The following is a 25,144-nucleotide window of genomic DNA, read 5'->3' as shown; positions in this document are numbered from 1 at the left end:
TGCCAATACGGTTGAAAGATGACAGACGGCGCTGACGATACCGTGACAGTCAGGCAGACAGAACTTGCCGAAAGCGTCGCTTTTGACTGGCAGGGAGGGGATTTCAGACAGCGTCAGCACCAAGGATAGTCGGTCAGGGTAGTCTGGCACACGAGCTTAATTGGTGCTTAATGGATAGTGAGAAAAGACTCGATAAACTCAGTGCATCGGGCCGCCGGCGGGGAAGGGCGGGCGCGCCAGCCAGATCAGGGCCGTGGTGATAATGAAAATAATGCCAAAAATCCAGATGACATCGTTGAACGCCATGGTAGCGGCCTGAGCGTTGACGACCTCGTTGATCATCATCCAGGCGCGCTGGTCCTGCAGGCCCAGCGTGCCGAGCTGATCCAGATAGTGTTCGGTGGCCGGGCTGCCGGGCACGACCGACTCGGTCAGGCGCGCATGATGGTAGATGCTTCGATGGTCATAAAGCGTCACCGACACCGCCGTGGAGATACTGGTGGCCAGCGTTCGGCAGAAATTGGAAAGTCCGGAGGCGTCGGCAATCTGATCGTCTCTGAGTCCGGCAAAAATGATCTGATTGATAGGAACGAAAAAGAACGCCACGCCGGCGCCCATCACGAAGCGGGGCATGGCCAGCTCACCAAACGCAATCTGGCTGTTAAAGCCTGCCGCCCAGAACGAGCAGAAGGCAAAGATGCCAAAGCCCACGGTGACCAGCACGCGCAGGTCAAAATGGTTTTGAAAGCGTCCGACCAGCGGCGAGGCAAACAGCGCCAGGATACCGATGGGCGCCACGGCAAGCCCCGCCCAGGTGGCGTTATAGCCCATCACCTGCTGCACCCAGTTGGGGGTGATGACGGTATTGCCGAAAAAGGCAAACATGCCCAGCGACAGACACAGCGTCCCGATGGCGAAGTTGCGCTGGCCGAACAGGCGCAGATTGACCACCGGGCGGCGGTGCATCAGCACCCAGGCAATCAGAAAGGTAATGCCGACCAGCGCCACAATGCCCAGCGTCACGATCATGGGGGAGGCAAACCAGTCGTGGTCGTTGCCGTTGTCGAGCATGAACTGCAGCGCCCCCACGCCCACGATCAAAAGCCCCAGGCCGATGACATCCACCGGCACGCGGGTGGTTTTCGATTCGCGTCCGCGCAAAAGCCAAAGGCTTAACACCAGCGAGAGAAGGCCGACCGGAATATTGATGTAAAAAATCCACGGCCAGGAGTAGTTGTCGGTCAGCCAGCCGCCCAGAATCGGGCCACAGATGGGGGCGACCACCACCGTCATCGCCCACAGTCCGATGGCCATGCTGCGTTTTTCCGACGGATAGTTCTTTAACAAAAGCGTCTGGGTCAGCGGCACCAGCGGCCCGGAGACCGCGCCCTGCAGCAAGCGAAAGACCACCAGCATGATCATGCTGTTGGCCAGCCCGCACAGCGCCGAGAACACGATAAAAAGCGAGATGGAGGTGCAGAAAAGGCGCACCTCGCCAAAACGGCGCGCCAGCCAGCCGGTCAGGGGCTGGGCAATGGCGCTGGAGAGCGCGTAGGCGCTGATCGCCCAGGTGCCTTCGCTGGTACTCACCCCCATGTCACCGGCGATGGTATGTACCGAGACGTTGACGATGGAGATGTCGAGCACCTCCATGAAGGTGGCAAGTCCCATGGCCAGCGTCAGCAGTACCAGCTTGATACCGCGCAGCGGCGGCAGCGCTTCCTGCGCGGGGGATGCGGTGGCCGCCTCGCTCATGGCGTGGCGCGGTCGTCAGCGTCGGTGAGCAGCTCACCGGCGTTGTCGCCAATGATGATGCGGGCCGCGTCATCGGCCTGGCGCTGTCGCGCGTCAAACACCTCGGTATGCTGCGGCGGTCGCACTCGGGGCGCCTCTGCCAGCATGGGGCCATCGGCGTCATCATTCAGCTCGATCCGGGTGTAGGTGGAAAGCCCCACCCGCAGCGGATGGGACTCGAGCGTGTCGCCGTCGAGGGTGATACGCACCGGTACGCGCTGGACCACCTTGATCCAGTTGCCGGTGGCGTTCTGGGCCGGCAGCAGGGAAAACGCCGCCCCGGTGCCCGCCGACAGCCCGGCCACGTGGCCGTGATAGACCACGTCCGAGCCGTAGAAATCGGTGGTCACACTCGCGGCCTGGCCGATGCGCACCCGCCCCAGCTGGGTCTCCTTGAAATTGGCATCCACCCAGAGATCATGGAGCGGCACGACCGTTAGCAGCGGCTGACCGGCCTGCACGCTCTGACCGAGCTGCACCTGTCGGCTGGCCACACGACCGTCGACCGGCGCGATCACCTGCGTTCTTTGCTGGGCAAGCCAGGCATTGCGATAGGCGGCGCGTGCCTGCAAAACGCCCGGGTCGTGCCACAGATCGTTGCCGTCGATCAGCGCGTGCGCCGCACGGGCCTGCGCCCGGGCCTGATCGAGCTGTGCCTGGGCGGCATTGAACTGGCGCCGGGCGCTGTCGACCTCTTCCTTTGAAGCGGCGCGCTGCGCCAGCAGGGGCTTGCGGCGTTGATACTCGTCGCGGGCACGTTCGAACTGCGCCTGCGCGGTGACCGTGGCGGCATCAAGCTGAACGGCCTGCGCCTGCTGCCGGCGATATTGACGCACGGCCTGTGCCAGCTGCCCGGCGGCCTGATCAAGGGCATTGCGGGTGTCGCTGTCGTCGAGCGTGATCAGCACCTGCCCACGCTTGACCGGCTCGGTGTCCTCGACGTTGATGGCGGTCACGGTGGCGTTGATCTGTGCGGAGACGTTGACCTGATCGCCCTGCACATAGGCATCATCGGTAATGACCCGGGTGCTGAGCACCAGCGCATCCAGCAGATACCAGCCGATGCCGGCGAGCACGAACACCAGGGCGATGGCGAGCAAAATGATGTTGCGCTTTTTGTGCGACACCGGCGCCTCGGGATGGTCGCCTTCAACGGGCGGTTGACCGGCGTCGGCCGTGTGATCGGTCTCAGTGGCCATCGGTTGTACTTCCACTCGTTAGATAGCGCGCATCACGCTCGGGTACGCGGCCATGATAACCGCCGCCCAGAGCATGAATCAGCTGTATTCGGGTATCGAGCAGCTCGCCATCGAGCGCCAGGCGGTTCATTTGCTCCCGGACCAGCCCCTGCTGCGCCTCGATCAGGGCGCGCGGGTCCTCGACCCCACGCGCGTCGCGCTGGCGGGCAAGCTCGAGGCGATGCTGAAAGCTTTGGAGCGCCTGCGTCTGTGCGGCACGCTGCGCCTCGATCTGATCCATGGTGACGGTCTGGCGCGCCACGTCCTGGGCGGCGTCCACGACGCGCTGGTTGTAGTCGGCAATGGCACTTTCAAGCTGTGCGCGGCTGGCGTTATAGCGCGCATCGAGCCGGCCGCCTTCGAAAATGGGCAGCGTGACCGCCGGGCCGAACGAGGCCACCGCGACATCTTCGTTGCGACCGCTGCCCAGCGGGTGCACGCGCAAAAAGCCTGCCAGTGCCGACAGGCTGACGTTGGGATAGTAGTCGGCACGTGCCTGGTCGATACCACGCATGCCGGCCTCGACCTGCCAGCGGCTGGCCATGATGTCCGGGCGCCGCGCGATCAGCTCGAGCCCGGCCTCCTGTGGCAGGGTGGTGTCCAGATGCGGCAGCGGTGCGGGTGTCAGGTCATCGAGCTGATCCGGCGACACGCCCATCAGGGCGGCCAGCTGCACCTGGTCCAGCCGGGCGGCACCCTCGATCTGCGCGCGCTGCTGCTCAAGACTCGAGATCTGTTCGCGGGCCTGATCCAGCCGTGCCGGGTTTTCGATATCGCGTTCAACGCGCAGGGCGGTAATCCGTACACTATCGCGGCTCGAGGCCAGCAGCGTCGCCAGGCTCGACAGCTGAGCCTGGCGCAGCTGCCAGTCCATGTAGGCGCGGGTGATACCTGCCTGCAGGGCGCTGGCGGCCGCGGCCTGCTCAAGCCGTGCGGCGTGGCGCTGATCCATGGCAGCCTCGATGGCGGCGCGCTTTTTGCCCCACCAGTCAAACTCCCAGTCAAACGAGAGGGTGGCCAGCCCCACATTGCTGCGCTGGCTGGCGCCGGTGCTGTCGGTCTCGAAACCGGGCAGCCCGAGCGCCGGGTATTCAAGGTCGGTGTGGCTGATGCTCTGGTTGGCCCGCGCGCTGCCTTCAATCTGCGCGCTTGTATCGGCCTGACGGCCCTCGAGCTGACGAGAGGCGGCGTCAAAGCGGGCGCGAGCGCTGTCCAGCGATGGCGCCTCGCGCATGGCGCGCTCGATCAGGGCATTGAGCTGTGGGTCATTAAAGTCATGCCACCACCGGGTATCCGGCCAGTGGCCGGCCGTGTCCCGGCCGTGTTCGAGCCCGGCCAGCGGGGCGTGCTCGCGCAGGCTCAGCTCGGCCGGCGCCATGCCGGGGGCACCGCAGGCACTCAGCAGAAGGCAGGTCAGTATCACGCCCGGCAGGGCAGCGCCGGAGCGACGAAAAAGAAGGGCTGAGAAATGATTCATCATGTTCCCGGTGAAATGGCAGGCGCCATGGTAATACATATTGACGGCACGCAAGGGCGAATGCTTTCGCAGGCATTTTTCAGCACCAGACAAGCCCGCTGCACTAATGTAGGTCTGACTGTCGCGCGTGTCGCGTGGCCCACGCTTCAAGGAGCCTTTCGTGCCTTCCATCGCCTGGCGGGATACTCGTGAATATTATGGGCGGATCAGCCGTCTTTTTCACTGGCTGATGGCGGCACTGCTGCTGTGGCAGTTCGCGGGCATGATTGCAGCCAACCTGGTCGGTCGCATGCCCTGGGTCTCCTTTATGGTGGGCAGCCACAAAAGCATCGGTTTCGTTTTGATGCTGCTGGTGGCCCTGCGCTCGACGTGGGGGCTCTACAACCTTTCCAACCGTCCGCCCCATGACCGCGGTGCCGAGATGCTGGTCGCCTTCGGTCAGCTTCTTCTGTATCTGCTCATGATTGTGGTACCGCTTCTGGGCCTGACCATGAACTGGGCCTCCGGCAAGCCGCTGGAGGTGTTCGGCGCGCAGCTCATGAGCGGCGGTCGCGAAATGTCGGGGCTGGCGGAGCTGACCGCTCGCTGGCATGTCTGGATGGCCTGGACGCTGGGCGTGCTGATAGCCGGACATGTGCTGCTGGCCGTAGTCTGGCACGGCCTGATCCGGCGTGACGATACGCTGGGGAAAATGGCGACCCGCCCCGATCACGCCTCCCGCTAAAGGATGTCATGACCGAGTCTCGACCCACGGGACGCCCCGCCTTGCTGAAACCTTATTGAAGGCAGTGGCAGGGCCCTGGTTTTCAACGCAGGATAAACGGGCGCATCACGAACGCCCTTACCCCGGATTGCAAAGGAGTCCGTCAGTCATGTCCTTCAAGCCTTTTGACAAGTACAAAAAACACGCCGTTCACACCGTGATTGGCACCGGGCTGCTGCTGACCACGCTGGGTCTGGCAGCGGTGGTCCAGGCGCAGCAGCAGGCGGCCGATAACGTCGAAACGGCGGCCAGTATCGAGCTTGATGTGCCCTATGTCCCCACGCCGCAACCGGTGGTGGAAGGCATGATGGAGATGGGCGAGGTCAGCGAGGGCGACCGCGTGATCGATCTGGGCTCCGGTGACGGGCGCATCGCCATTGCCGCCGCACAGCGGGGCGCCGAGGTACTGGGCGTGGATATCGACCCCGAGCGTATCAGTGAGGCCAACGAGAACGCCGAGCGTGAAGGCGTGACCGACCGGGTCGAATTTCGCCAGGAGGATCTTTTTGACACGCCCATCGCCGATGCCGATGTCCTGACCCTGTATCTGCTGCCGACCATCAATCAGCAGCTGCGTCCCAGAATTCTTGCCGACATGGCACCGGGCACGCGGGTGGTTTCACACGCTTTCGACATGGGGGACTGGCCCTCTGATGAGCAGCGCACCATCGACGGGCGCACCGTCTATCTCTGGCACGTGCCGGCCCGGGTCGAAGGTGAGTGGCAGATGATGCAGGGCGACACCTTCATCACCCTGACGCTGTCGCAGCGCTATCAGGAAGTTCGCGGCACCGCACAGCGCGGTGAGCAGGCAGTGACCGTGGGCAATGCGCGGCTGCTGGGTGACCGGATCGCCTTTACTCTGGCCGACGGCGAGCACCATCAGCGCTTTTACGGACGCGTCACGCAGGATCGCATCGAGGCCGTCGAGCCGATCGAGGCGCTGGAAGGTCCGGGAGAGCCGGTGGATGCGGACTGGCAGGCCAGCCGTGAATCCTGATTCTCCATGAGCGCAAGCGCCGCGACCGGCGTGCGTCGCTATCTGGGCGTACCCGACGCCGTTGCCATCATGATGGGCGTGGTGATCGGCGTCGGGATATTTCGCACGCCGCCGCTGGTCGCCGGCCACGTTGACAGCAGCTGGGCCTTTCTGGGGGTATGGCTGGCCGGCGGCGTGGTGATGCTGATGGGCGCGCTGTGCTACGCAGAGCTTGCGTCACGCTATCCCGATGCCGGCGGCGAATATCATTTCCTCTCCCGCGCGCTGGGCCAGCGGGTGGCGATACTTTTTGGCTGGGCGCGCGGCACCGTCATTCAGACCGGCGGCATCGCCGCCGTGGCGTTTGTGTTCGGCGACTACGCCAGCACGCTTTTCTCGCTGGGCGAGCACGGCCCGGCGCTTTATGCCGGCCTTTCGATTCTGGTCTTTACGTTGATCAACGTGATCGGTACCCATCAGGGGCGTTTGACCCAGCGGCTTTTTACCCTAGTCACCGTCGCACTGATGCTGGGGGTGATCGTGCTGGGCCTTGGCAGCATGGAAGGCCATACCCTGTCCCAGCAAAGCAGCGCCCCGCTGGGAGACGGTCTTTCGGCACTGGGCATGGCCATGGTGTTTGTCCTGATCACCTACGGTGGCTGGAACGAGGCCGCCTATCTCTCGGCCGACATGCGCTACCCCCGACGTGACATGGCTCGCGTGCTGGTGATCGGTTCCCTGCTGCTGATCGTTTTGTACACCCTGATCAATCTGAGCTATCTGGGCGTTTTAGGGCTTGAAGGGCTGCGAGACAGTGACGCCGTGGCGTCAAGCATGATGCAGGTCATTCTGGGCGATAGCGGGGCGCTGGCCATGACGGTGATCGTCATTGCTGCCACGCTCTCCACGCTCAATGCCACGCTGTTTACCGGCGCGCGCGTCTACTATGCGCTGGGGCGCGATCTGCCGCCGCTAAGACGTCTGGGCATGTGGAGTCAGCGCGGTGACAATCCGGCCAATGCGCTGGTGGTGCAGGGCATTTTGTCGATGGTACTGGTGGCGCTGGGAGATCTGCATCGCGACGGCTTCGAGGCCATGGTGGACTACACGGCGCCGGTGTTCTGGGGCTTTCTGCTGCTGGTGGGCCTGTCGCTTTTGATACTGCGCCAGCGGGAAGGGGATGGCGGGGTGCGGGCCTTTCGCGTGCCGCTCTATCCGGTCACGCCCGTGGCGTTTTGTTTGGTATGCGCGGGGCTGGTGTATGCCAGTCTCGTCAACGCCGGGCCGGGCGGCGTAATCGGGGTGACGATTGTGGCACTCGGGATCCCGCTTTTGTACTGGCGTCGCCGCGAGGCAACGACGGCGACGTAGCGCCGTCGCAGTCGTTTTCTCGCCAGCCATCTCCCCTGCTAGTAGTAGCGCTCCTTCCAGCGCTGCACCTTCACTTCGCTTTTGAGCACGTCGAGCACCTCGACCAGCACCTGCTCAAGCGCCTGATAATCGCTGGTGCTGGCGGGCACGCTGCGATCGATGGTGCGATTGGCCAGCTCCTCGATCAATGCCTTGAAGTCCGGCGAGCGGATGCCGATTACCGCCTCACGGATCAGACGGCTTGTCACATCGGCCATCGCTCCATCCATGGCCTCGACCACCTGGGCGCCCATCGGCAGGCGCTGAAGGCTGCGAATGGTGGGGTTTTCCGTCACGGCGCGATGAATCAATCCGCTGACCCAGTCGTTGATGTCGTCGCGATGATGGGCGTAGCTTTCTCCCAGCACGCGCTGAACGCGGTGAGAAACGTCATCAATGAGCTGCTGCTTGCGAGGCAGCAACACCTCGTCGGTCACGCGCTGGGACAGATTGCCCTTCGACAGAAAGCCTTCCTGCACATCGGTGAGCATCCGCACGATGATGCGATCGGAGAGCTCCTCGAGCACGATTTCGTAGTACTTGTAGAAAAAGCGATAGATGCCCCAGGTGCGAATATCGATCAGGCGGGTACGCTGAAGTCGAATCAAAAGCCCGATGACACGCAGCACACGCAGCATGCGCAGACCGCCGACCGGGATGCAGCCGAGCACGTCGTACCAGTGGACGAACGGATAGAAAAACCAGCGGTGATAGCGCCTGTCCCAGATGGCAAAGGCCCAGCCGCCCAGTACATCCAGTACAAAGATGGCGACAAACCACAGATCGATGGCCTCGAAATTGTCGTGCAGCCAGGCGCCGCCCTGCTCAAGAGACGGTGAGATGGCCGAGAGCATGGCGCGAAAGGGCCCGGTCAGATAGAGCGTGTCAAAGAGGATCAAAAGCAGACTGGCCGAGACCAGGACCATGATGACCAGATCCCAGACCAGATAGAGCTGTTCTCGCCAGCGCGGTACGCTTCGGGGGCGTGGGGACTTGTCTTCCTCGGGCGCCTCACCACGTGGCTGATCGGCCCAGCTGTTGGCGGGCGGGTAGCGGTCGCGCTGGCTGCGATCGCCTGATGGGGAATCCTCTTGATGCATGTGTGCCTCCTTGCGTGAGAGGCTATCTCAGATGCTTGAGCGCTCCGCGTCAAGTCGCGGGCGCTCAAACAGGTTGTCGGCATCGGGATTTCAGAATCAAAAAGGCTTACGGCGCGCCCGGCAGCTCCCGCTTGTGCGCCGTGCGTTCATAGGTGCTGATGATGCGCTGCGCCGCGTCATCATCGATCCTTTTGCCTTCAAGAAAGTCATCGATCTGATCGTAGGTGACCCCGAGGGCCTCTTCGTCGGTGCGCCCGGGAGAGAGCGATTCCAGATCCGCGGTCGGCACCTTGTTGACCAGTGTCTCGGGTCCCTCAAGCACGCTGAGCAAAGCGCGTACGCGGCGCTTGTTAAGCCCGGCCAGCGGGGTAATGTCGCAGGCACCGTCTCCGTGCTTGGTGAAAAAGCCCATGACCGCCTCGGCGCCGTGATCGGTGCCCACTACCAGAGCGTTGTGTCGGCCGGCCACGGCATACTGCGCGATCATGCGGGCACGTGCCTTGATGTTGCCGTGAACGAAATCACGCTGATGCGCGTCGTTGAAATCAAGCCCGCCTTTTTCGAGACCTTCGAGCATGCCATCCGCCGAAGGCTTGATGTTCACATCCAGCTGCTCATCTGCCCGGATATAGTTGATGGCGGCCTGGGCGTCGTCTTCGTCGTGCTGTTCGCCATAGGGCAGGCGCATGGCATAAAACGTGGCGTGGCCGCCGCGTTCACGCATGCGCTCCACGGCGAGCTGGCACAGACGTCCGGTCGTGGTGGAGTCCACGCCGCCGCTGATGCCCAGCACCAGAGCCCGGGTGCCGGTGTCTTCAAGAGACTTGACCAGAAAATCGATGCGTCGTTCCACTTCCTGTTGCGCATCGAAATGCGCGCCGATATCGAGGGCGTCAATAATCTGCTGCTGGGTGGTCATAAGCGATCATCATCCTGCGTGCAGTGAATGTGGTACTGCTGACAGCGTAGCCAGAAATCGGTATCGATAACATTCCGGTCAGGTGTCAGCGTTATTGTATAAACACCGGCCATGATAATGGCTGATGCGTGAAAGTGCATGGCGTGCCGCCGCCAGACGCACCTCGTTGCGATCGACGTCCAGGCGTTGTGTCGAAGTTCTCAAGGGCGGTGAAGGGCTCAGGATATGCCTTCAGCGTGGTCCGGAATTTAACCGGGGACATGAAGGCCATCTCTCGATGGTAACGCCACGCAAGAAAGTGTACCCGAGCAGTATCCTGGTACCGTAATCGCGAGTCCTGTGCGCATCGGTCGATATAAATCAACAATATTGCCGCTTTCGTTACCTTCAGCGGTGCCAGGCTTGAAAGGACCAGTGAGGGCAATCGCCATTCATGTTCCAGAGTGCGGGAGACGCATCCATGACAATCGAGCAGGGACGTGAGGTACACGACACCCGGGGCCAGCTGCTGGGCCGGGTCGAGACCGAAGAGGACGGCTACCTCAGACTGGCCGACGAGCACGGCAAGCATGTCTGGGTGCCGGTCGATATGGTCAACGTCAGCGATGAGCTGATCGTCGATGAGAAAGCGGAAATCCTGAACAGCGATCCGGCCATCGATAGCGATATCGGCGGGGTGGATGAGGCGATGGAGGAAAGCTTTCCCGCCAGCGACCCGCCGAGCTTTACCCCCGAACGTTAACCCCGGGCCCCGCGATCAAGCGGGGCCTTTTCGTTGTGCGCCGGCATCGACGCTACTCACTCGATGACGCGTTCAGGGTAAGCACGCAGACGTTGTGCTGTCGAAAGGGAGTCAGGGCGCGCTCATCACTGGCATCGGTGATCAGCGTCCACTGCGCCGGCAGCGGCGTCCAGTGCTGCTGGCTGGTTCGCCCCAGCTTGGTATGATCGGCCATGACATAGCATCTGGCGCTGCGAGCGATCATCAGCTCCTTGAGCCAGGCCTGCTCCGGGCTGGCCTCGCAAAGCCCCAGATCGGCGGCTACTCCGTCGGCGCTCATGAACACCCGGTCGACCGACAGCCGCGCCAGCATGGCCTGGGCCGCAGGGCCCATGGTGGTCATGCTGGACAGGCGCACCTCACCGCCCAGTACGGTCACCCGGCCCTCGGGGAGACGTTTGAGGGCCGACAGGGCGGCCAGGTTATTGGTAATGACGTGCAGCCCCTGGCGTTGGTGCAGCACGTCGGCCAGCGCGGCCGTGGTAGTGCCGCCATCGAGCAGCAGCGTGTCATGATCCCTGATCTGCTCAAGGGCCAGCGCCGCCAGGCGTGTCTTGATCTGCTCGTGGCAGGACTGGCGCTGTTCCAGCGTCAGCTCCGGCTCGCGGGTGCCGATGTGGGCGGCGCCGCCATAGGTGCGCACGATCAGCCCCTCTTCGGCCAGCGCCCCCAGATCGCGCCGCACGGTCGCTTCCGAGACGCCAAAGTGGGCACACAGGGTCTCTACATCGGTCATGCCGGACAGCACGGCATTGAGCATGGCCTCGCGGCGGCGGGCAACCTTCATTGCGACTCCTTGGTGAGACAGACATCACGCCGTGACGATATCAGTTTCCGGCCGTGTCCGGCGCCTGGTTCAAAAAGACCTGATGGCGGGCGGCAAAGATATCGGAAAGCTCTGGTACGAATTTCTCGCCATCCCCCTGGTCTTCTGCGCTGGCATAGAGATCCCGAACGGCTCTGGCAACGCCGGCGTCCACGTTCATTTCTTCGGCCAGTGAGGCCAGATAGCGGGTATCCTTGTGGGCATTGGCCAGCGTGAATCGATGGGCATCGCGGTCGCGCTCCAGCACGTACTGGAAAAAGGTGCGATAAAAGCCGCTGTCCATGCGTGAGCCACGAATGACGCTATCAAACGTCTGCGGCGTAATACCGGCCCTGGCACCAATGGTCAGCGCCTCGGTGAAGATGGCGCCATAGCCCATGGCGAGGAAATTGTTGAGCAGCTTCATGGTGTGGCCGGCGCCGACCGGGCCGACATGCAAAATCTTCGTGGTCCAGGTGTCCAGCACCGGGCGAATGGCCTCCAGCGTTGACGCATCCCCTCCGACGATGGCCTGAAGCTCGCCGGCCTCGGCCTGGGTAGGCGTGCCGCCGAGCGGGGCATCCATCAGCGTGATGCCGTCTTCGCTCAGCGAGGCGGCAAGCTCGCGGGTCACGGTCGGCTCGGAAGTCGAGCAGTCAACAATCACCAGGCCCTGACGGTCGGCGCTTTGGGCGCCGGCGCGGATACCCTCATCACCTTCGATCAGTGCCCGAACCTGCGGCGCCCCGGTCACGCAGAGAAAAACGATATCGCATTCACTGCCCAGCGCCGCCGCGCTGGTGACCTCCTCGGCGCCCCGGGCGACAAGGTCGTCGATGGGTTGACGGTTACGATGCGCCAGTACCCTGAGCGCATATCCTGCCTTTAAAATGTTGCCGGCGATGCCGGCGCCCATGAGTCCGAGTCCTGCAAAACCGATGATCGCCATGTGTCTCTCCTGAGCATTGAAAAATCGTTATCGGTGGATCCGGTTCAGCCCACGTTGCCATCATGCCGGTCGGCAAGCTCGACCGCCTGGCGCAGCGCCTCCAGCATGCTGCGCTCATCGGCCATCCCCCGGCCTGCGATATCAAACGCCGTGCCGTGGTCCACCGAGGTGCGCACGACCGGCAGGCCGACCGTGACGTTGACGCCGGCTTCAAGCCCCATCACCTTGACCGGGCCGTGACCCTGATCGTGATACATGGCGACCACGCAGTCGAAATCACCGCGCCCGGCGCGGAAAAAGAGCGTATCCGCCGGCAGCGGGCCCTCCACGTTCCAGCCGCGCGCGCGCAAAACCTCGATGGCCGGCATGATCTTCTCTTCTTCTTCGCCGTAACCGAACAGGCCGTTTTCGCCGGCGTGCGGATTGATGCCACACACCGCGATGCGCGGGTTGTCGATACCGGCGCGGGCCAGCGTCTCGTGAGCGCGCTCGATGGTGCGCTGCACCAGGCCCGGCTCGATACGGGCGATGGCATCGATAATCCCTAAATGAGTGGTGACGTGGATCACCTTCATTTTGGGCGTCACCAGCATCATCGACACCTCCTCGGTGCCGGTCAGATGGGCCAGCAGCTCGGTGTGCCCGGGAAAGACATGTCCCCCGGCATGCAGGGCCGCCTTGTTGAGCGGCGCCGTACAGATGGCATCAAGCTGGCCCTGCTGGGTCAGGGTGACCGTGCGGGCGATATACTGATAGGCCGCATCACCCGCCACGGCGGAGATCTCGCCATAGGGCAGATCTTCCGGGATCAGGGCCAGATCGATGCAGTCGATGATCCCGGGCTCGAAGCGGGCCTGATCCGGGCTTTCAATGGCAACAATCGTTACCGGACTGCCCAGACGCGCCGCGGCGTCGCGCAGGCGGCGCGCGTCACCGATCACCAGCGCCCGACACTGCTGGTGCACCGAGTCATGCGCCAGGCTCTTGACGATGATTTCCGGGCCAACGCCGGCGGCGTCGCCCATGGTAATGCCGATAACGGGGCGGTCTGTCATGGAGGAAGTTCCTGATAGTGTGAAAGGGCCGTGTTGGGTGGGGCCTGGGCGACCGGCATGCCACAGGCGGGCCAGCGCGTCTGAATCGCCGAACCCGCCGGCCTTGGTGATGACTTCAAGCGAGCGTGGCGCAGGGCCTGTCATGCGCGCCATGCCGATATCCGGGGCATCCAGAAGCGTGAGCTCGACGATGTCGGCGGCGGTCAAAATGGCGCGAGCCGTGGCGCCGCCCGTGGCGATCAGGCGCGATACGTGAGACAGCAGGGGGGCCAGCAGCTCGCCAAGCCGGTCGCTGAGCTGCGATGCCTCCTGCGTGTTGCGATCCTCGCCCTGCACCAGTCGCACCAGCACGTCACGACCTGAACGCAGTGCCTTTTCGATGCGTGCTCGAAGGGCGTCGTGCTCACTGTCTGAAGCCGTGGTGCGCAGCAGGGCGGCTTCCAGCGATACGGTTTCAAGCGAGGCTCCGGCAAGGGCCTGGAGGGCATCGGCCTGACGGTGGGACACACCGCTCATGCTGCCGACCACGATCAGGGTCGGCCCGGTCGAATGAGCTGTCGCCGGTGAGTAGGTGGCTGTCTTGGTGGGCAGCAAACCAAGCGCTTCGGGCAGCGCCTCGCCAAGCCCTGCCGAGCCGGCCCAGAACACGCTGGAAAGCGGCGCCGAGGCGTGTGCGATGCGGGCAAGATCGTCTCCGGTCAGTGCGTCGCAGACCACGGCCTGAACGCCCTCGTGCTGCCAGCTCGCCAGACGCTGCGTAACGGCCTCGGGCGGCTGGTGCAGGTCATCAAGCGTTAAAAGCGTGGTCTCAAGGCCGGCCTGTTTCAGCATGGCGACCAGATCGGCCCGGCCGGTCATCCCCTCATTGGTCCATACCTCGCAGGCTTCGACCGGCCGGTCATCGAGATACTGGCGACCCTGACGCGTCGTGCGACTGGTGGCCGGAAAGGCCGGCGCCACGATGGCCATGCCGGCCAGCGGGATCAGTGCGGCAAGTTCGGCGGCCACGTTGCCGCGCAGGGTCGAGTCCATCTTCTTGTAGAGAGACTCATGCCGACCCTGCCAGTGCTCAAGACAGTCGCGATTGCGCCGTGCCGCCTGCGCCGGCGCACAGCTCCGGGAATCGGTATCGATGGCGATGACGTCGGCCGGGGCCTCGGCGGTGGCATTTAAAAGAACCTGCGTGGTCAGTCCGGCGCTGCTGCAGGTCACGGCCGAGTCGGCGGTGCCGGTCAGGTCATCGGCCAGAATCAACAGCCTGGTGCGATGACAGGGGCTGTTTGAGGCATTGGCAGGGCGGGGCATGGCAGTGACCTCATGGCCTTTTTGATCGTTTCGATAGTTTTAAAAAGATAAAATGATCGAAACGATAATAAAGGGCAAGCGTTATGTCGTGCGTCAAAGGTCTAAATTTTATACATGCTGATGAAAATAAAAGGATAAATTTTCAGAGGTGGCCGGTCGGTGGGCGTGATCGAAAAGATAATAACGATCACCGCCCGGCGGGGCAGGCATCGTCGCCGCCCGTCGGGAGTCGTTGTCACCCTGATGGCTCAGGGTGTGACACGCCGGGGCTCAGTCTGACGCGCGCAGGGCCGCCTGAACGTGCTCGAGGGTCTGGCTCAGCGACAGGTCATGGGCGAGCGCCAGACGGCGCAGGTCTTCGTACTCCGGCGTTTGGCGCAAAACGGTGCCCTCCAGCAGGCCGACCTTAATGCGTACTTCGCCCAGCGGCGTCGTCAGCGTCTCGATATGGCGCTCGAGAATACGGCGCTGACAGGTCTGGCGTCGCACGCCAAAGGTGGGCGTATGGATCAGCAGCAGCCCTTCCAGCCGGTCGGCATCTTCCATCCGGGCCAGTACGGTCACCAGCACCCCGGGGCGGGACTTTTTCATGGTAACCGGCGTGTGAAAGACATCCAGCGCCCCGGCGTCCATCAAAAGCGTCAATGCATGACCGAGCTGTTCCCCGGTGGCGTCATCGACCTGACATGACAGGACGGTGATCTGTTCCCGGGTGGATGTCTGATCATTGTCGTGACCCGAAGGCGCGTCCGTGGCGTGATCAAACAGGACGGTCCGCAGCACGTTGGGATGCGCCGGATTGCGATGGCCGGCGCCATAGCCGATCTGCGTCGGTGCCTGTGCCGGCAGGGTGCCAAAGCGGGACACCAGTACTCCCAGAAAGGCCGCACCGGTGGGCGTGGTCAGCTCACCAGGCGCATCGAAGTCGGACAGCGGCACGCCCTTTAAAAGTTCCAGCGCGGCCGGGGCCGGAATCGGAAAGCGTCCATGGGCCATGGAGACCACGCCGTGGCCGACCGGGACCGGGCAGGCGGTGATGTGATCCACCCCCAGGTTTTCGAGCGCCAGGCAGACACCGATGATGTCGATGATCGAATCCATTGCGCCGACCTCGTGCAGGTGCACGTCCTTCGGGTCGATGCCGTGAATGCGCCCCTCGGCCTCGGCAATGGCGGTAAACAGCGCCGTGGCGCGTATGCGTACCCGGTCGGGCAGCGTGGCGTGCGCCAGCATGTCGAGAATCTCGCCGGCCGGGCGGTGCGGGTGGTGGTGCGCCGCGCCACCCTGATGATGGTCGTGGTCGTGGTCGTGGTCGTGGTCGTGGTCGTGGTCGTGGTCGTGGTCGTGGTCGTGGTCGTGGTCGTGGTTGTGGTCGTGGTTGCCATGACCATGATGATGCCCACTGTGATGATGTTCGTGATGAGGCTGATGGTGAGGAGACGGGTCGCCGTCCAGCTGGATCGACAGCCGCCGCGCACTGATGCCGCAGCGCTCCACGCGTTCGCTGGAAAGCCGGAAGTCATCGATGGGCAGGCGGCGCAGCTCGCGATCGATAAAGGCCTGATCGGCGCCCAGATCGATCAACGCAGCCAGCAGCATGTCGCCGGCGATGCCGAAGGTGCAGTCAATGTGCAGCGTGGTCATGATCCGGACGTGTCCTGTGGCGAGTCAAAGTGAAGGGGCGTGTCCTGCACGCCGCGCGCGGCCAGCCGCAGGATGCCGGCCGCCTGCCAGGCCGCGCCAAAGCCGTTGTCGATATTGACCACGCTCATGCCGGTGGCGCAGGCCGAGAGCATGCCCAGAAGCGCCGTCACGCCCTGCAGACTGGCGCCATAGCCCACCGAGGTCGGCACCGCGATGACGGGACTGTTGACCAGCCCGGTCACAACGCTGGGCAGGGCGCCTTCCATACCGGCCACCACGATCAGGACATCGGCGCGGGCCAGCGCCTGGCGATGCGCCAGCAGCCGGTCGATGCCGGCCACACCCACATCACTCAGACGCGGGGCGTGAACGCCCAGCCATTCAAGCGTCTGCGCGGCTTCTTCGGCGACCGGCAGATCGGAGGTGCCGGCGCAGACCACCGCCGCGCTGCCGGGCAGCGACTGCGGTGCCCGGCCCCAGTGCAGCAGGCGGCTGACCGGGTCATAGTGGCCCTCGGGGTGATCACGCAGGACGGCTTCGGCGCGTTCTTCATCGACGCGGGTGACCAGCGCGCGCTGATGGCGCGCGAGCAGCCGTGCCACGATGGCACTGATCTGTTCGGCGCGCTTGCCTTCGCCAAAGACCACTTCCGGCACGCCGTTGCGCGCTTCGCGGTCATGATCGACGCGGGCAAACCCCAGATCGGAAATGGGCTCGGGGGGCCGTTCAGCCATGCAGTGTGTCCTCCTCATGACGCAGCAGCCGGTTCATGCTGCCGCTGCGATAGCCGGCCAGATCCAGCGTCACCCAGGCATAACCCAGCTCGGTCAGCGTCTCGACCACCCAGTCGTGATGGGCCAGCAGCAGCGGCATCTCCTCGGGCGTGACTTCGATGCGTGCCAGTTCGCCGTGATGACGCACGCGCAGCTGCGTCACACCAAGGCGGCGTATGCGTCGCTCGGCCTCGGCAATGCGCTCAAGCTTTTCAAGCGTAATGCGCTCGCCGTAGGCCACCCGGGAAGAGAGACACGCCAGCGAAGGCTTGTTCCAGGTCGGCAGGCCCATCGCCTGGGAGAGCTCGCGAATCTCGGCCTTGTAGAGACCGGCTTCATGCAGCGGACCGCGCACGCCGTGCTCACGCGCCGCCACGGTCCCCGGGCGGTGTTCGCCGTCGTCATCGGCAATCAGGCCGAAGACGATGTTGTGAAAGCCGGCCTCGACCATGACGGGCGCCAGATGGGTAAACAGCCCCGTCTTGCAGTAGTAGCAGCGCTGGGCGTCGTTGTCGGCGTAGCCGGGGATGGCGATCTCGGAGGTTTCGATCACCCGGTGCGGCGCGCCCAGCTGCTCGGCCAGGGCTCGCGCAGCGTCGAGCTCCTCAAAGGGGTAGGACTCGGAATCTGCCGTCACCGCCAGTACCCGATCCGTGCCCAGGGTCTCCAGCGCCACGGCCAGCAAAAAGGTGCTGTCCACCCCGCCGGAGAAGGCCACCACGACGTCGCCCATCTCGCGCAGCATGGCGCGCAGCGTTTCAAGCTTTTGATCCAGCGCCCGGCCGTCGCTGACCGCGTGTTCAAGTTCGGGGCCGGATCGGGGGGCGGCATTGACCGCCTGGCGGGCAATCAGCTGATCGCTCATGTCACTCTCCTGACGTTCAGGCGTTGTCGTCATCTGCGGCGTTGTCATCCACATAGGGCACCGTCAGCGGCCCCAGCGGCATGACGGCCACGCGCATGTTCTCGCCATAACGCGCCTTGAGGGTCGCAAGCGTCTCCTCAAGATCATGGACCGGCGTCATCATGGCAAGGCGCGCCTGATCGTCAGTGAGCGTGGAGTAGAGCATGACATCCGCCCAGCACTGGATGACGGCCTGTTTTTGCACCTGCCACTGATCGAGCATGCTGAAGTCCGGGTTTTCGATCATCTCCAGAAGCTTTTGGGGCGAGTCGGCCATGCCGAGTATTTCGGCAAAGCGGCCGTGGTCGGGCAGGCCGTCCGAGCACTCGGCGGCCATGAGGATGGTGCCGCCTTCGCGGACAATCTTGTGCGCCGCGCTCATGCCCTTGACGGCCTGATACAGGTTCTGGTCCAGCGGATAGCCGGAGTTGCCCGTGATCACGACATCAAAGCGCTCATCGCAGCGCACCATGGCGTGCTTGAGTTCGTGCTCGCAGCCCTGCCGGTGTGCCTGGGCCATGTCGCCGGCAAACACCTTCGTGATCGCCTTGTCGCGATTGAGCGTGACGTTGAGCATGAAGTGCGGCGGGCACAGCGCGTTGATCTCGCGCGTCATGGCCTGCAGCGGGTTGTCTACCATGTTGCCCCAGGTCGAGCGCGGGTCGCCGATCATGCGGGCATTGTGGAAGGTTAGAATGGTCTCAAGGCCGGCGATGCCGGGCATGATGCCCTTGGGGCCACCGGAGAAGCCGGCAAAGAAGTGCGGCTCGATAAAGCCGGTGACGATGCGAAAATCGGCCTCGACATAGCGCCTGTTGAGCCAGGACGGACAGCCGAAGCTGTTGTCGCCGACGTTGACCAGTTCGTCGTAGTTGTCGCAGTGGTTGTTGATGATCTCGATGTGATCCACCACCCAGTCACCCAGCATGGTGCGCAGTTCCTCTTCGGTCTGATCACGGTGGGTACCGGTGCCGTTGATGATGACGAACTGCTCGTGCGGTACGTGATTGAGTGCCTCGATCAGAAGCGGCACCAGCACGTGATTGGGCGTGGGGCGGGTGATGTCGCTGATCACGATCGCCACCCGGTCCGTGGCCTGCACCATCTGACGCAGGGGCGGCGTGTCGATGGGGGCATCAAGGGCGTCTCGAACGGCCTGCTGCGGTGACTCAAGGGCCGGCTGCGCCGGCGGTGTCACGATAAAGGCGTTATCCGGCACGTCGAGTGCCAGCTCGCCCCGGCCATACAACAGTGAGGTTTTCATGTGCGCTCCCGACGTCGTGCCGGCACATCGGCCGGCACAGGCTATAACGGATGTCATGGCATAAGGGTTGTCAGCGTAGCTTACGCGCCGGGGCCGGAAGAGGCATCCACCCTGTCGGCTGTTCGTGCCGGCTCGTCTTCGAGTGTGCCATCGATACCGCGTCGGCGCTGCCAGCGGTCGATGATGATCACGGCCGCCGGGCCGAGAATCGCCGTGGTCAGGGTGGCAATCGAAATCTGGGAGGTCGCCACGTTGACCAGGTCCTGATAGCTCTGTGCTTCTGCCGCACTCATCATCCCGGAGCTTGCCGCAACGGCGGCGGCCGCGGCGATGGCCGCCGGGGTGCCGGCTGCGTTACCGGCCGTTGTGGCCTCAGAAACCGGAGCGATCACGCTGCGTTCACGAAAGGCTCTGAAGATCAGGATGCCGGCGCCACCGGTCAGCACCGTGGTCATCACGCCCAGCAAGAGGCCAGCGCCCACGACCTGCGGATTGAAAAACACGGCCAGGTTCATGTTGGCGCCAAGGGCAAAGGCAAAAAAGGGCACCGGCAGAATCTCGCCGGGTTTGAGAAAGGCTCGAATGTCTTCATCCAGATTGCCCAGCAGCATGCCCAGCGCGATGGGCAGCAGCACGGCAATAAAGGCAATCATGGGGAACTGCGAGCCTAAAAGCCCCAGCGACATGAGCGTGAAGAAGGGGCCATCGTTGAGCGAGAGAATCGCCACGGCGCCGGTATCGGAGCGGTTGCCGTACTGGCTGGTGAGTGCGGCATACATGCCGCCGTTGCCGTTGGTCATGGCGGCGATGATGGCCACCGTGGAAAGGCCCAGCAGGCCATTGATGGGGTCAAACATGAACCCCAGCGCCAGCCCCACGGCAAGACCGGTCAGATACTTGGCGCTGACCAGCAACAGCCCTTTTTTGAGCGCCTTGCCACCCACACGCAGGTTCATCTGGCTGCCCGAGCAGAACAGAAACAGCGCGATCAGAACCAGAGCGCCGTCCTTGAAAAGCTCCTGGGAAAAACCGCCGATGCGCAGAAATTCATAATTGCCGCTGTCTGTCTGGCCGGCCCCCAGCCACTGCAATACCGCCGTAATCCAGGGCAGATGAAGCTGGTCGATGGTATTGAGCGTTGCGCCAAGAATCAGCGGCACCACCATCAGACCGCCTGGGACCTTTTGTACCGTGGCAAGCAAACGCATGGGCATGTCTCCCGCTGATCATGACAAATATCTGCAAGGTGCAGATGTGATGATTAAAACGAGAGAAAAAATGATCGAATCGATCAGGTCAGGCAATGCGACCAACGTGGCATCGTTATATCAGCGCCGGCTTTTTCACCTGTCGGGCCGTTCGGTTACCGGGCTGACGCCGGTTTATGGCAATGCTTTCTACGACCAAAGAGAGGTCTTTGATGCCGGCCCGCTGGGCCATTTTCTGCGGGTCAGGTCAGTGGCAGTGCCTGCTCGACCTGATGCACACGCCCGCGACCGGCATGCTTGGCGCTATAAAGCGCCTGGTCGGCCATCTCGATCAGGGTGCTCATGTCGCGGCTCTGGCAACGCGCCTCGATCAGCCCGGCCGAGAACGTGAGATGCTCGATTCGATCATCTCCGATGGTCATGGACCATCGACCGAACTGCTCGAGCACCTCGTTGAGGCGCATCATGGCAATGCCGGCGTTGGCCCCCGGCAGCACCACGATGAACTCCTCGCCGCCGTAGCGACACGAGATGTCCGTGGCGCGCAGCCGCTGGGTCAGAATCTCGCCCAGCGCCACCAGCACCTGGTCACCAGCGTCGTGCCCCCAGGTATCGTTGAGCCGCTTGAAGTGATCCAGATCGAGCAGGGCCAGCGATACCGGGGCCTCGTCGCTGCAGCCGGCAAGCAGTTCAGGCAGCGTCTCGTTGAGATAGCGCCGGTTGTACAGCCCGGTCAGGGCGTCGCGGTAGGCGTGATTGGTCAACTGGCTGCGCAGGCGCAGATTGATCAGCGTCAGCGTCAGGATGCGGGCGGTCTCATCGGTCATGCGCTCGAGACGCTGGCGGTCCTCGTCATCCAGCGGGACCGCCTGCAGGGTCATGCGTCCCAGTGCGCCGGTGGCCGTGGTCAGACGCTGGCGATATTCAAAGGCCGGCTGCGCAGCCAGTGGGCTGCCCCAGGTGATGCAGTGCGCCTGATCCAGCTCCTCGATGCGCAGGGCCAGTTCGCCACTGGTGTCGGGAAAGCACCGGGGCAGATACGCTTTTAGCAGCGGTACGACCCCGTTAATGTCGTCAAGCTCGAACAGATACGTGCTCAACTGGTTGAGATGCTGTCGATACAGACCGTCGCGCGACAGGCGCTGGTTGAGCAGCACCAGCCCCTGTTCGGCCTCCTTGCGCGCCGTGATGTCATGGACCATCTCGTAGATCAGCGTTCTACCGCCGATTACCACGGGGGCCACAAACACTTCGACATCGCGTATGGCGCCTTCGGCCAGGCGATGGCGCGTCTCGAAATGCCCCTCGTGCTGTGCCAGCGTCTGGTGAGCGCGCTGCTGACGGGTGATCAGCGGCGTCAACGAGATGTCCTGCATGGTCATCGTCTTGAGCGTGTCCAGCGAATGACCGTAGTAGTCGCTGGCGGCCGCGTTGGCATCGACGATCTCGCCGTTTTCCGGGTCCAGCAGCAGCTTGATGGCATTGCCACTTTCAAAGGTGCTGCGATAGAGCCCGGCATTTTCCAGCAAAAGCTCGGTGGCCTGCTTGCGGGCGCTGATGTCCTCGATCAGCAACAGATAAAGGTTTTCCTCCGGCAGTGGCGCAATGACCCACTCCGCCCATAGCGGTTGCCCGGCCCGTCCATGGCCATAAAGGTCCATGCGCAGCTCGCGGTGCCAGGTCGATTCGCGGCGCTGGGTGGCGTCCTGCCCCTGCCATGCCTGCCAGTGCTGCAGAGCCTGCGCGTCATGGTCGTTGCTGACCCACCGCCAGATGTTTTCCTCACCGATAACGATCTCGTGTGGCGCCAGCAGCTGCTCCAGCATGGGGTTGTGCTGGTGCACCACGCCCAGATGGTCGATCACCAGCATGCCGGTTGGCGTGGTATCAAACAGGGTCTGCAGACGCCGGCGGGTTTCCGCCAGGCGCTGTTCCTGCTCACGGCGCGTCTGAATATCGATGACCGTCCCCACGATCCGGGTCGGGCGTTTGTCTTCATCAAAGGCCATGATCTGGCCGTTGGCCTGCAGCCAGCGCCACTTGTTACTGGCATCGAGAAACCGGTATTCGCAGCGCCAGTGGGCGTTGCGACCGGCCACATGCTCGTCAAAGCTTGCCATCACATGCTCGAGATCATCCGGATGAAACAGGCGCTCGCGCCAGGACTGGGCATCGCGCGGCAGCGCACCGTTGCGATAGCCCAGAATCTGATGAAACTGGGCGGACGCAAACAGTTCATCGGTGACGAGATTCATGTCCCACACGCCCGTATCTGAGCCTGTCAGGGCCAGGTTCCAGCGCTGCTCCTGATGCGTCAGCGTGGTTCGGGTTTCGGTCAGTGCTTTCCACGGATAGCGCAGATGACTCAAAAAGAGCGCGCGAAAGATCAAAACGTAGGATACGGCCTTGTAGACATGCCCGAGAATATTGAATTCATCGTTGGCCGAGCCATACAGCGTAAAGCAGATCTCGGCCAGCGCCGTGACCCAGGCCGCCAGCGTCAGCATCTCCCGGTCACGTCGCTGGCGCAGGCGTGAGGAGCGCAGCAGGATGATACCGGCAAGCACGCTCATGCCGGCCAGCCCCCATTCAAGTGAGATCTTGAGCGGTGTCAGACCCCGGCCCGGGATATAGAGCGTCGGCAATTGCTGCAGGTAGCCGAAAACGGCCACCAGGGCCACAACGCCTGCTGCCAGAAACGATATCAGTATGAGGCGCGGAAAGCGGGCAGGCTGATCCGACAGGTGAGAAAGTGACAGCAGCAGCAGGGCGCTGATCGCGCTCAGTCGGGCCAGAAGCCAGAAATAGATCGCCTTGTCGAGCGTGTTGGGCGAGAAGAGATCGGCCATGCCGGGCATGGACAGCAGGTGCAGACTGTCCATAACGGCTGACAGTGCCAGCAGGCTGCCCACGCACAGATACTGGGTCGAAAGCGTTCGGTAGCTGTTAAAAATGGCAAGGGCGGAGAGCACGGCCACCATCACGCAGGTCAGCTCGACCAGGGAGTGAAAGCCCAGGTAGCTCTCCTGCAGGCCAAACACCTGCTGGCCCGGCAGCACGGCAAGAGCCACCATGAGCCCGAGCAGGGCCCAGAAGAGGCTGCCCAGCGGGCCAGTCAGAAGATGTTTAAGAGCTGTCTTGAGCGTTGCCATCCCACCATCCGGCGTTTAGAGGTGCAGGCTGCATATTAGGCCAGTAGGTATAAAGTGTTAATTCAAGAAAATCGCGCTTTCCTGGGGTCTATTCATTGAAACGATTCGTGTCGCCCCGGTCAGACCATTGCCCTCGACGTCTTGCCAGATAGATCATGCCAAGCCCCAGCGAGCGCACCAGCGTAAAGGTGGTAAAGGCAAGCCAGAGGCCGTGATTGCCCAGTGGCTGGGTCAGCCACCAGACCGGCAGGTAGACCAGCAGGGCGGCGATGATGGTGTCGCGCATGGCCCGGGTCTGCGTGGTGCCGATGAACACCCCGTCGAGAAGATAGCTCCACACCGCGATCATCGGCATGACAACCAGCCATGGCAGATAGTCGCCGGCCAGATGGCGAACGGCCTCGATACCGGTCAGACGCGCAATCAGCCAGGGGCCGCCAATCGCAAAGGCCAGCGCCGCCAGCCCCGCCGTCAACAGCGAAAATACCGCACAGGCTCGTACCGACGCAGCGAACTCGCGCCAGTCTCGTCGCCCGGCGGCTCGCCCGGTCAGGGCTTCAGCGGCGTTGGCAAATCCGTCCAGGCCGTAGGAGACCATCATGACCAGCTGCATCAAAATGGCATTGGCAGCCAGCGTCTGATCGCCCAGCTGCGCGCCCTGGGAGGTAAAAAAGGCCATGGCGAACAAAAGGCACAGGGTGCGGATAAACAGATGGCGATTGACCCGGAAAAGCTCGCCATAGGCCGTGATGCGCTTGAGTGGCGTGGCATCAAACCGCCCCCCCAGCGTTTTCAGCGCGCGCCGCACCAGCCACAGCCCGACCGCCAGCGCCGTGTAGTCGCCGACCAGCGATGCGGTGGCCACGCCCTTGACGTTCATGTCGAGCCCGACCACGAGCACGATATCGAGCACGATGTTGATGCTGTTGGTCACCAGCATCAAAAGCAGGGTGACGCGGGCATTCTGACGCCCCAGAAACCAGCCGATGATGGCGTAGTTCATCAACACTGCCGGCGCGGAAAAGATACGAACATGCGCGTAGTCGGCGGCCAGCTGTGCGGTCGCCTCGCTGTCGGGCTGCAAAAGTCGCAGGCCGATATCGATCAGCGGTGCTGACAGCGCCACCAGGGCCAGGCCGATGATCACACCGATCAGCAACGACTGCCCGAGCAGGTCGCGAACGCGTTGATCCTCGCCTCGCCCGGCGGCCTGAGAGGTCAGCCCGGTGGTACCCATGCGCAGAAAGCCAAACCCCCAGAACAGAAAGCTGAACAGCGTGCTGCCAAGGGTGACGGCCGCCAGATAGCGGGCGTGGGGCAGGTGACCGATGACGGCGGTATCCACCAGTCCCAGCAACGGCACGCTGGCATTGGAGATGATGATGGGCCATGAAAGCCGCCAGACGTCGTGAAGGCGCGGCAAAAAGGCAGGGGATCGAGACTGGGACATGTGGCTACCGACCAATGGGTACGACGCGAGCCTGCCACACCGATAGTGTGGCGTCAGTACGCTCGCAGGATGCAGATATCAGAATCAGTGTGATCGATGCTCAAGACATGACAGTGCCCCCGCAATGAGGGCCTTTCAGGGCAGCCCTTCGACTGGCATATTCTCTAATCGATC

The 25,144-nt window shown here is 63.1% G+C and carries 19 protein-coding genes; 4 read left to right on the top strand and 15 right to left on the bottom strand.

The features are described 5' to 3' along the window. Window positions 1-198: 198 nt before the first annotated feature. The 3 genes from ACS92L_RS09915 to ACS92L_RS09905 are packed head-to-tail and all read right to left on the bottom strand — an operon-like array spanning window position 199 to window position 4,509. Entirely contained in the window at window positions 199-1,755 is a 1,557-nt protein-coding gene (locus tag ACS92L_RS09915) for a DHA2 family efflux MFS transporter permease subunit (protein WP_438764550.1), read from the bottom strand. Further along, window positions 1,752-2,993, bottom strand: a complete 1,242-nt coding sequence (locus ACS92L_RS09910; protein WP_438764548.1) for an HlyD family efflux transporter periplasmic adaptor subunit — start codon at window positions 2,991-2,993, stop codon at window positions 1,752-1,754. The genes ACS92L_RS09915 and ACS92L_RS09910 overlap by 4 nt, the downstream gene beginning before the upstream one ends. Beyond that, window positions 2,983-4,509 (bottom strand): efflux transporter outer membrane subunit, encoded by a 1,527-nt coding sequence (locus tag ACS92L_RS09905; RefSeq protein ID WP_438764546.1) that lies wholly within the window; start codon window positions 4,507-4,509, stop codon window positions 2,983-2,985. The genes ACS92L_RS09910 and ACS92L_RS09905 overlap by 11 nt, the downstream gene beginning before the upstream one ends. 160 nt (window positions 4,510-4,669) lie before the next feature. Here ACS92L_RS09905 and ACS92L_RS09900 point away from each other — a divergent pair, with 160 nt between their 5' ends. The 3 genes from ACS92L_RS09900 to ACS92L_RS09890 all read left to right on the top strand — a co-directional run bounded on the left by ACS92L_RS09900 (window position 4,670) and on the right by ACS92L_RS09890 (window position 7,622). After that, window positions 4,670-5,233 (top strand): cytochrome b, encoded by a 564-nt coding sequence (locus ACS92L_RS09900; protein ID WP_438764545.1) that lies wholly within the window; start codon window positions 4,670-4,672, stop codon window positions 5,231-5,233. A gap of 148 nt (window positions 5,234-5,381) precedes the next feature. Further along, complete coding sequence (locus ACS92L_RS09895) at window positions 5,382-6,272, top strand: methyltransferase domain-containing protein (RefSeq protein ID WP_438764542.1); 891 nt, start codon at window positions 5,382-5,384, stop codon at window positions 6,270-6,272. A gap of 6 nt (window positions 6,273-6,278) precedes the next feature. Next, on the top strand, window positions 6,279-7,622 hold the full coding sequence (locus ACS92L_RS09890) for an APC family permease (RefSeq protein ID WP_438764541.1): 1,344 nt from the start codon (window positions 6,279-6,281) through the stop codon (window positions 7,620-7,622). Window positions 7,623-7,660: 38 nt separating this feature from the next. Here ACS92L_RS09890 and ACS92L_RS09885 read toward each other — a convergent pair whose 3' ends face one another. After that, window positions 7,661-8,761, bottom strand: coding sequence for an ion transporter (locus ACS92L_RS09885; RefSeq protein WP_438764539.1), 1,101 nt, complete (start codon window positions 8,759-8,761; stop codon window positions 7,661-7,663). A gap of 106 nt (window positions 8,762-8,867) precedes the next feature. After that, entirely contained in the window at window positions 8,868-9,680 is an 813-nt protein-coding gene (gene nadE, locus ACS92L_RS09880; RefSeq protein WP_438764537.1) for an ammonia-dependent NAD(+) synthetase, read from the bottom strand. 460 nt (window positions 9,681-10,140) lie between these two features. Here nadE and ACS92L_RS09875 point away from each other — a divergent pair, with 460 nt between their 5' ends. Continuing rightward, window positions 10,141-10,422, top strand: coding sequence for a hypothetical protein (locus tag ACS92L_RS09875; RefSeq protein ID WP_438764536.1), 282 nt, complete (start codon window positions 10,141-10,143; stop codon window positions 10,420-10,422). A gap of 52 nt (window positions 10,423-10,474) precedes the next feature. Here the strand turns inward: ACS92L_RS09875 and ACS92L_RS09870 are convergent, their stop codons facing one another. From ACS92L_RS09870 to ACS92L_RS09825, 10 genes are all read right to left on the bottom strand, one after another. After that, window positions 10,475-11,248, bottom strand: coding sequence for a DeoR/GlpR family DNA-binding transcription regulator (locus tag ACS92L_RS09870; protein ID WP_438764534.1), 774 nt, complete (start codon window positions 11,246-11,248; stop codon window positions 10,475-10,477). Between the two features lie 40 nt (window positions 11,249-11,288). Next, window positions 11,289-12,215, bottom strand: a complete 927-nt coding sequence (locus ACS92L_RS09865; protein WP_438764533.1) for an NAD(P)-dependent oxidoreductase — start codon at window positions 12,213-12,215, stop codon at window positions 11,289-11,291. A 44-nt stretch (window positions 12,216-12,259) separates the two neighbouring features. After that, window positions 12,260-14,575 carry a 4-hydroxythreonine-4-phosphate dehydrogenase PdxA gene (pdxA, locus tag ACS92L_RS09860; protein WP_438764531.1) on the bottom strand — a complete coding sequence of 772 codons (2,316 nt, stop codon included), beginning with the start codon at window positions 14,573-14,575 and terminating at the stop codon, window positions 12,260-12,262. Window positions 14,576-14,845: 270 nt separating this feature from the next. After that, entirely contained in the window at window positions 14,846-16,219 is a 1,374-nt protein-coding gene (larC, locus tag ACS92L_RS09855; protein ID WP_438764530.1) for a nickel pincer cofactor biosynthesis protein LarC, read from the bottom strand. Further along, complete coding sequence (larB, locus tag ACS92L_RS09850; protein WP_438764529.1) at window positions 16,216-16,953, bottom strand: nickel pincer cofactor biosynthesis protein LarB; 738 nt, start codon at window positions 16,951-16,953, stop codon at window positions 16,216-16,218. The genes larC and larB overlap by 4 nt, the downstream gene beginning before the upstream one ends. Then, window positions 16,946-17,857 carry an ATP-dependent sacrificial sulfur transferase LarE gene (gene larE, locus ACS92L_RS09845; protein WP_438764528.1) on the bottom strand — a complete coding sequence of 304 codons (912 nt, stop codon included), beginning with the start codon at window positions 17,855-17,857 and terminating at the stop codon, window positions 16,946-16,948. The genes larB and larE overlap by 8 nt, the downstream gene beginning before the upstream one ends. Window positions 17,858-17,873: 16 nt before the next feature. After that, the gene (gene larA, locus ACS92L_RS09840; protein WP_438764527.1) at window positions 17,874-19,160 is read right to left on the bottom strand and encodes a nickel-dependent lactate racemase; all 1,287 of its coding nucleotides are present in this window, start codon (window positions 19,158-19,160) and stop codon (window positions 17,874-17,876) included. 80 nt (window positions 19,161-19,240) lie between these two features. Then, window positions 19,241-20,368 carry a 2-keto-3-deoxygluconate permease gene (locus ACS92L_RS09835; protein WP_438764526.1) on the bottom strand — a complete coding sequence of 376 codons (1,128 nt, stop codon included), beginning with the start codon at window positions 20,366-20,368 and terminating at the stop codon, window positions 19,241-19,243. Between the two features lie 242 nt (window positions 20,369-20,610). After that, entirely contained in the window at window positions 20,611-23,520 is a 2,910-nt protein-coding gene (locus ACS92L_RS09830; protein ID WP_438764524.1) for an MASE3 domain-containing protein, read from the bottom strand. Window positions 23,521-23,608: 88 nt separating this feature from the next. Beyond that, window positions 23,609-24,970 carry an MATE family efflux transporter gene (locus ACS92L_RS09825; protein ID WP_438764523.1) on the bottom strand — a complete coding sequence of 454 codons (1,362 nt, stop codon included), beginning with the start codon at window positions 24,968-24,970 and terminating at the stop codon, window positions 23,609-23,611. Window positions 24,971-25,144: the final 174 nt, after the last annotated feature.

Origin of the sequence: Kushneria halocnemicola (assembly GCF_965650455.1) — a bacterium.
Taxonomy (GTDB): Bacteria; Pseudomonadota; Gammaproteobacteria; order Pseudomonadales; family Halomonadaceae; genus Kushneria.
The sequence above is the reverse complement of the archived record's forward strand: the minus strand, read 5'-3'. Positions and strand labels throughout refer to the sequence as shown.

Excerpts from the sequence above, each read along its gene's own strand:
- ACS92L_RS09915 (WP_438764550.1), bottom strand. The coding sequence starts at position 1,755 with ATGAGCGAGGCGGCCACCGCATCCCCCGCGCAGGAAGCGCTGCCGCCG.
- ACS92L_RS09910 (WP_438764548.1), bottom strand. The coding sequence starts at position 2,993 with ATGGCCACTGAGACCGATCACACGGCCGACGCCGGTCAACCGCCCGTT.
- ACS92L_RS09905 (WP_438764546.1), bottom strand. The coding sequence starts at position 4,509 with ATGAATCATTTCTCAGCCCTTCTTTTTCGTCGCTCCGGCGCTGCCCTG.
- ACS92L_RS09895 (WP_438764542.1), top strand. The coding sequence starts at position 5,382 with ATGTCCTTCAAGCCTTTTGACAAGTACAAAAAACACGCCGTTCACACC.
- ACS92L_RS09890 (WP_438764541.1), top strand. The coding sequence starts at position 6,279 with ATGAGCGCAAGCGCCGCGACCGGCGTGCGTCGCTATCTGGGCGTACCC.
- ACS92L_RS09885 (WP_438764539.1), bottom strand. The coding sequence starts at position 8,761 with ATGCATCAAGAGGATTCCCCATCAGGCGATCGCAGCCAGCGCGACCGC.
- nadE (WP_438764537.1), bottom strand. The coding sequence starts at position 9,680 with ATGACCACCCAGCAGCAGATTATTGACGCCCTCGATATCGGCGCGCAT.
- ACS92L_RS09875 (WP_438764536.1), top strand. The coding sequence starts at position 10,141 with ATGACAATCGAGCAGGGACGTGAGGTACACGACACCCGGGGCCAGCTG.
- ACS92L_RS09870 (WP_438764534.1), bottom strand. The coding sequence starts at position 11,248 with ATGAAGGTTGCCCGCCGCCGCGAGGCCATGCTCAATGCCGTGCTGTCC.
- ACS92L_RS09865 (WP_438764533.1), bottom strand. The coding sequence starts at position 12,215 with ATGGCGATCATCGGTTTTGCAGGACTCGGACTCATGGGCGCCGGCATC.
- pdxA (WP_438764531.1), bottom strand. The coding sequence starts at position 14,575 with ATGCCCCGCCCTGCCAATGCCTCAAACAGCCCCTGTCATCGCACCAGG.
- larC (WP_438764530.1), bottom strand. The coding sequence starts at position 16,219 with ATGACCACGCTGCACATTGACTGCACCTTCGGCATCGCCGGCGACATG.
- larB (WP_438764529.1), bottom strand. The coding sequence starts at position 16,953 with ATGGCTGAACGGCCCCCCGAGCCCATTTCCGATCTGGGGTTTGCCCGC.
- larE (WP_438764528.1), bottom strand. The coding sequence starts at position 17,857 with ATGAGCGATCAGCTGATTGCCCGCCAGGCGGTCAATGCCGCCCCCCGA.
- larA (WP_438764527.1), bottom strand. The coding sequence starts at position 19,160 with ATGAAAACCTCACTGTTGTATGGCCGGGGCGAGCTGGCACTCGACGTG.
- ACS92L_RS09835 (WP_438764526.1), bottom strand. The coding sequence starts at position 20,368 with ATGCGTTTGCTTGCCACGGTACAAAAGGTCCCAGGCGGTCTGATGGTG.
- ACS92L_RS09830 (WP_438764524.1), bottom strand. The coding sequence starts at position 23,520 with ATGGCAACGCTCAAGACAGCTCTTAAACATCTTCTGACTGGCCCGCTG.
- ACS92L_RS09825 (WP_438764523.1), bottom strand. The coding sequence starts at position 24,970 with ATGTCCCAGTCTCGATCCCCTGCCTTTTTGCCGCGCCTTCACGACGTC.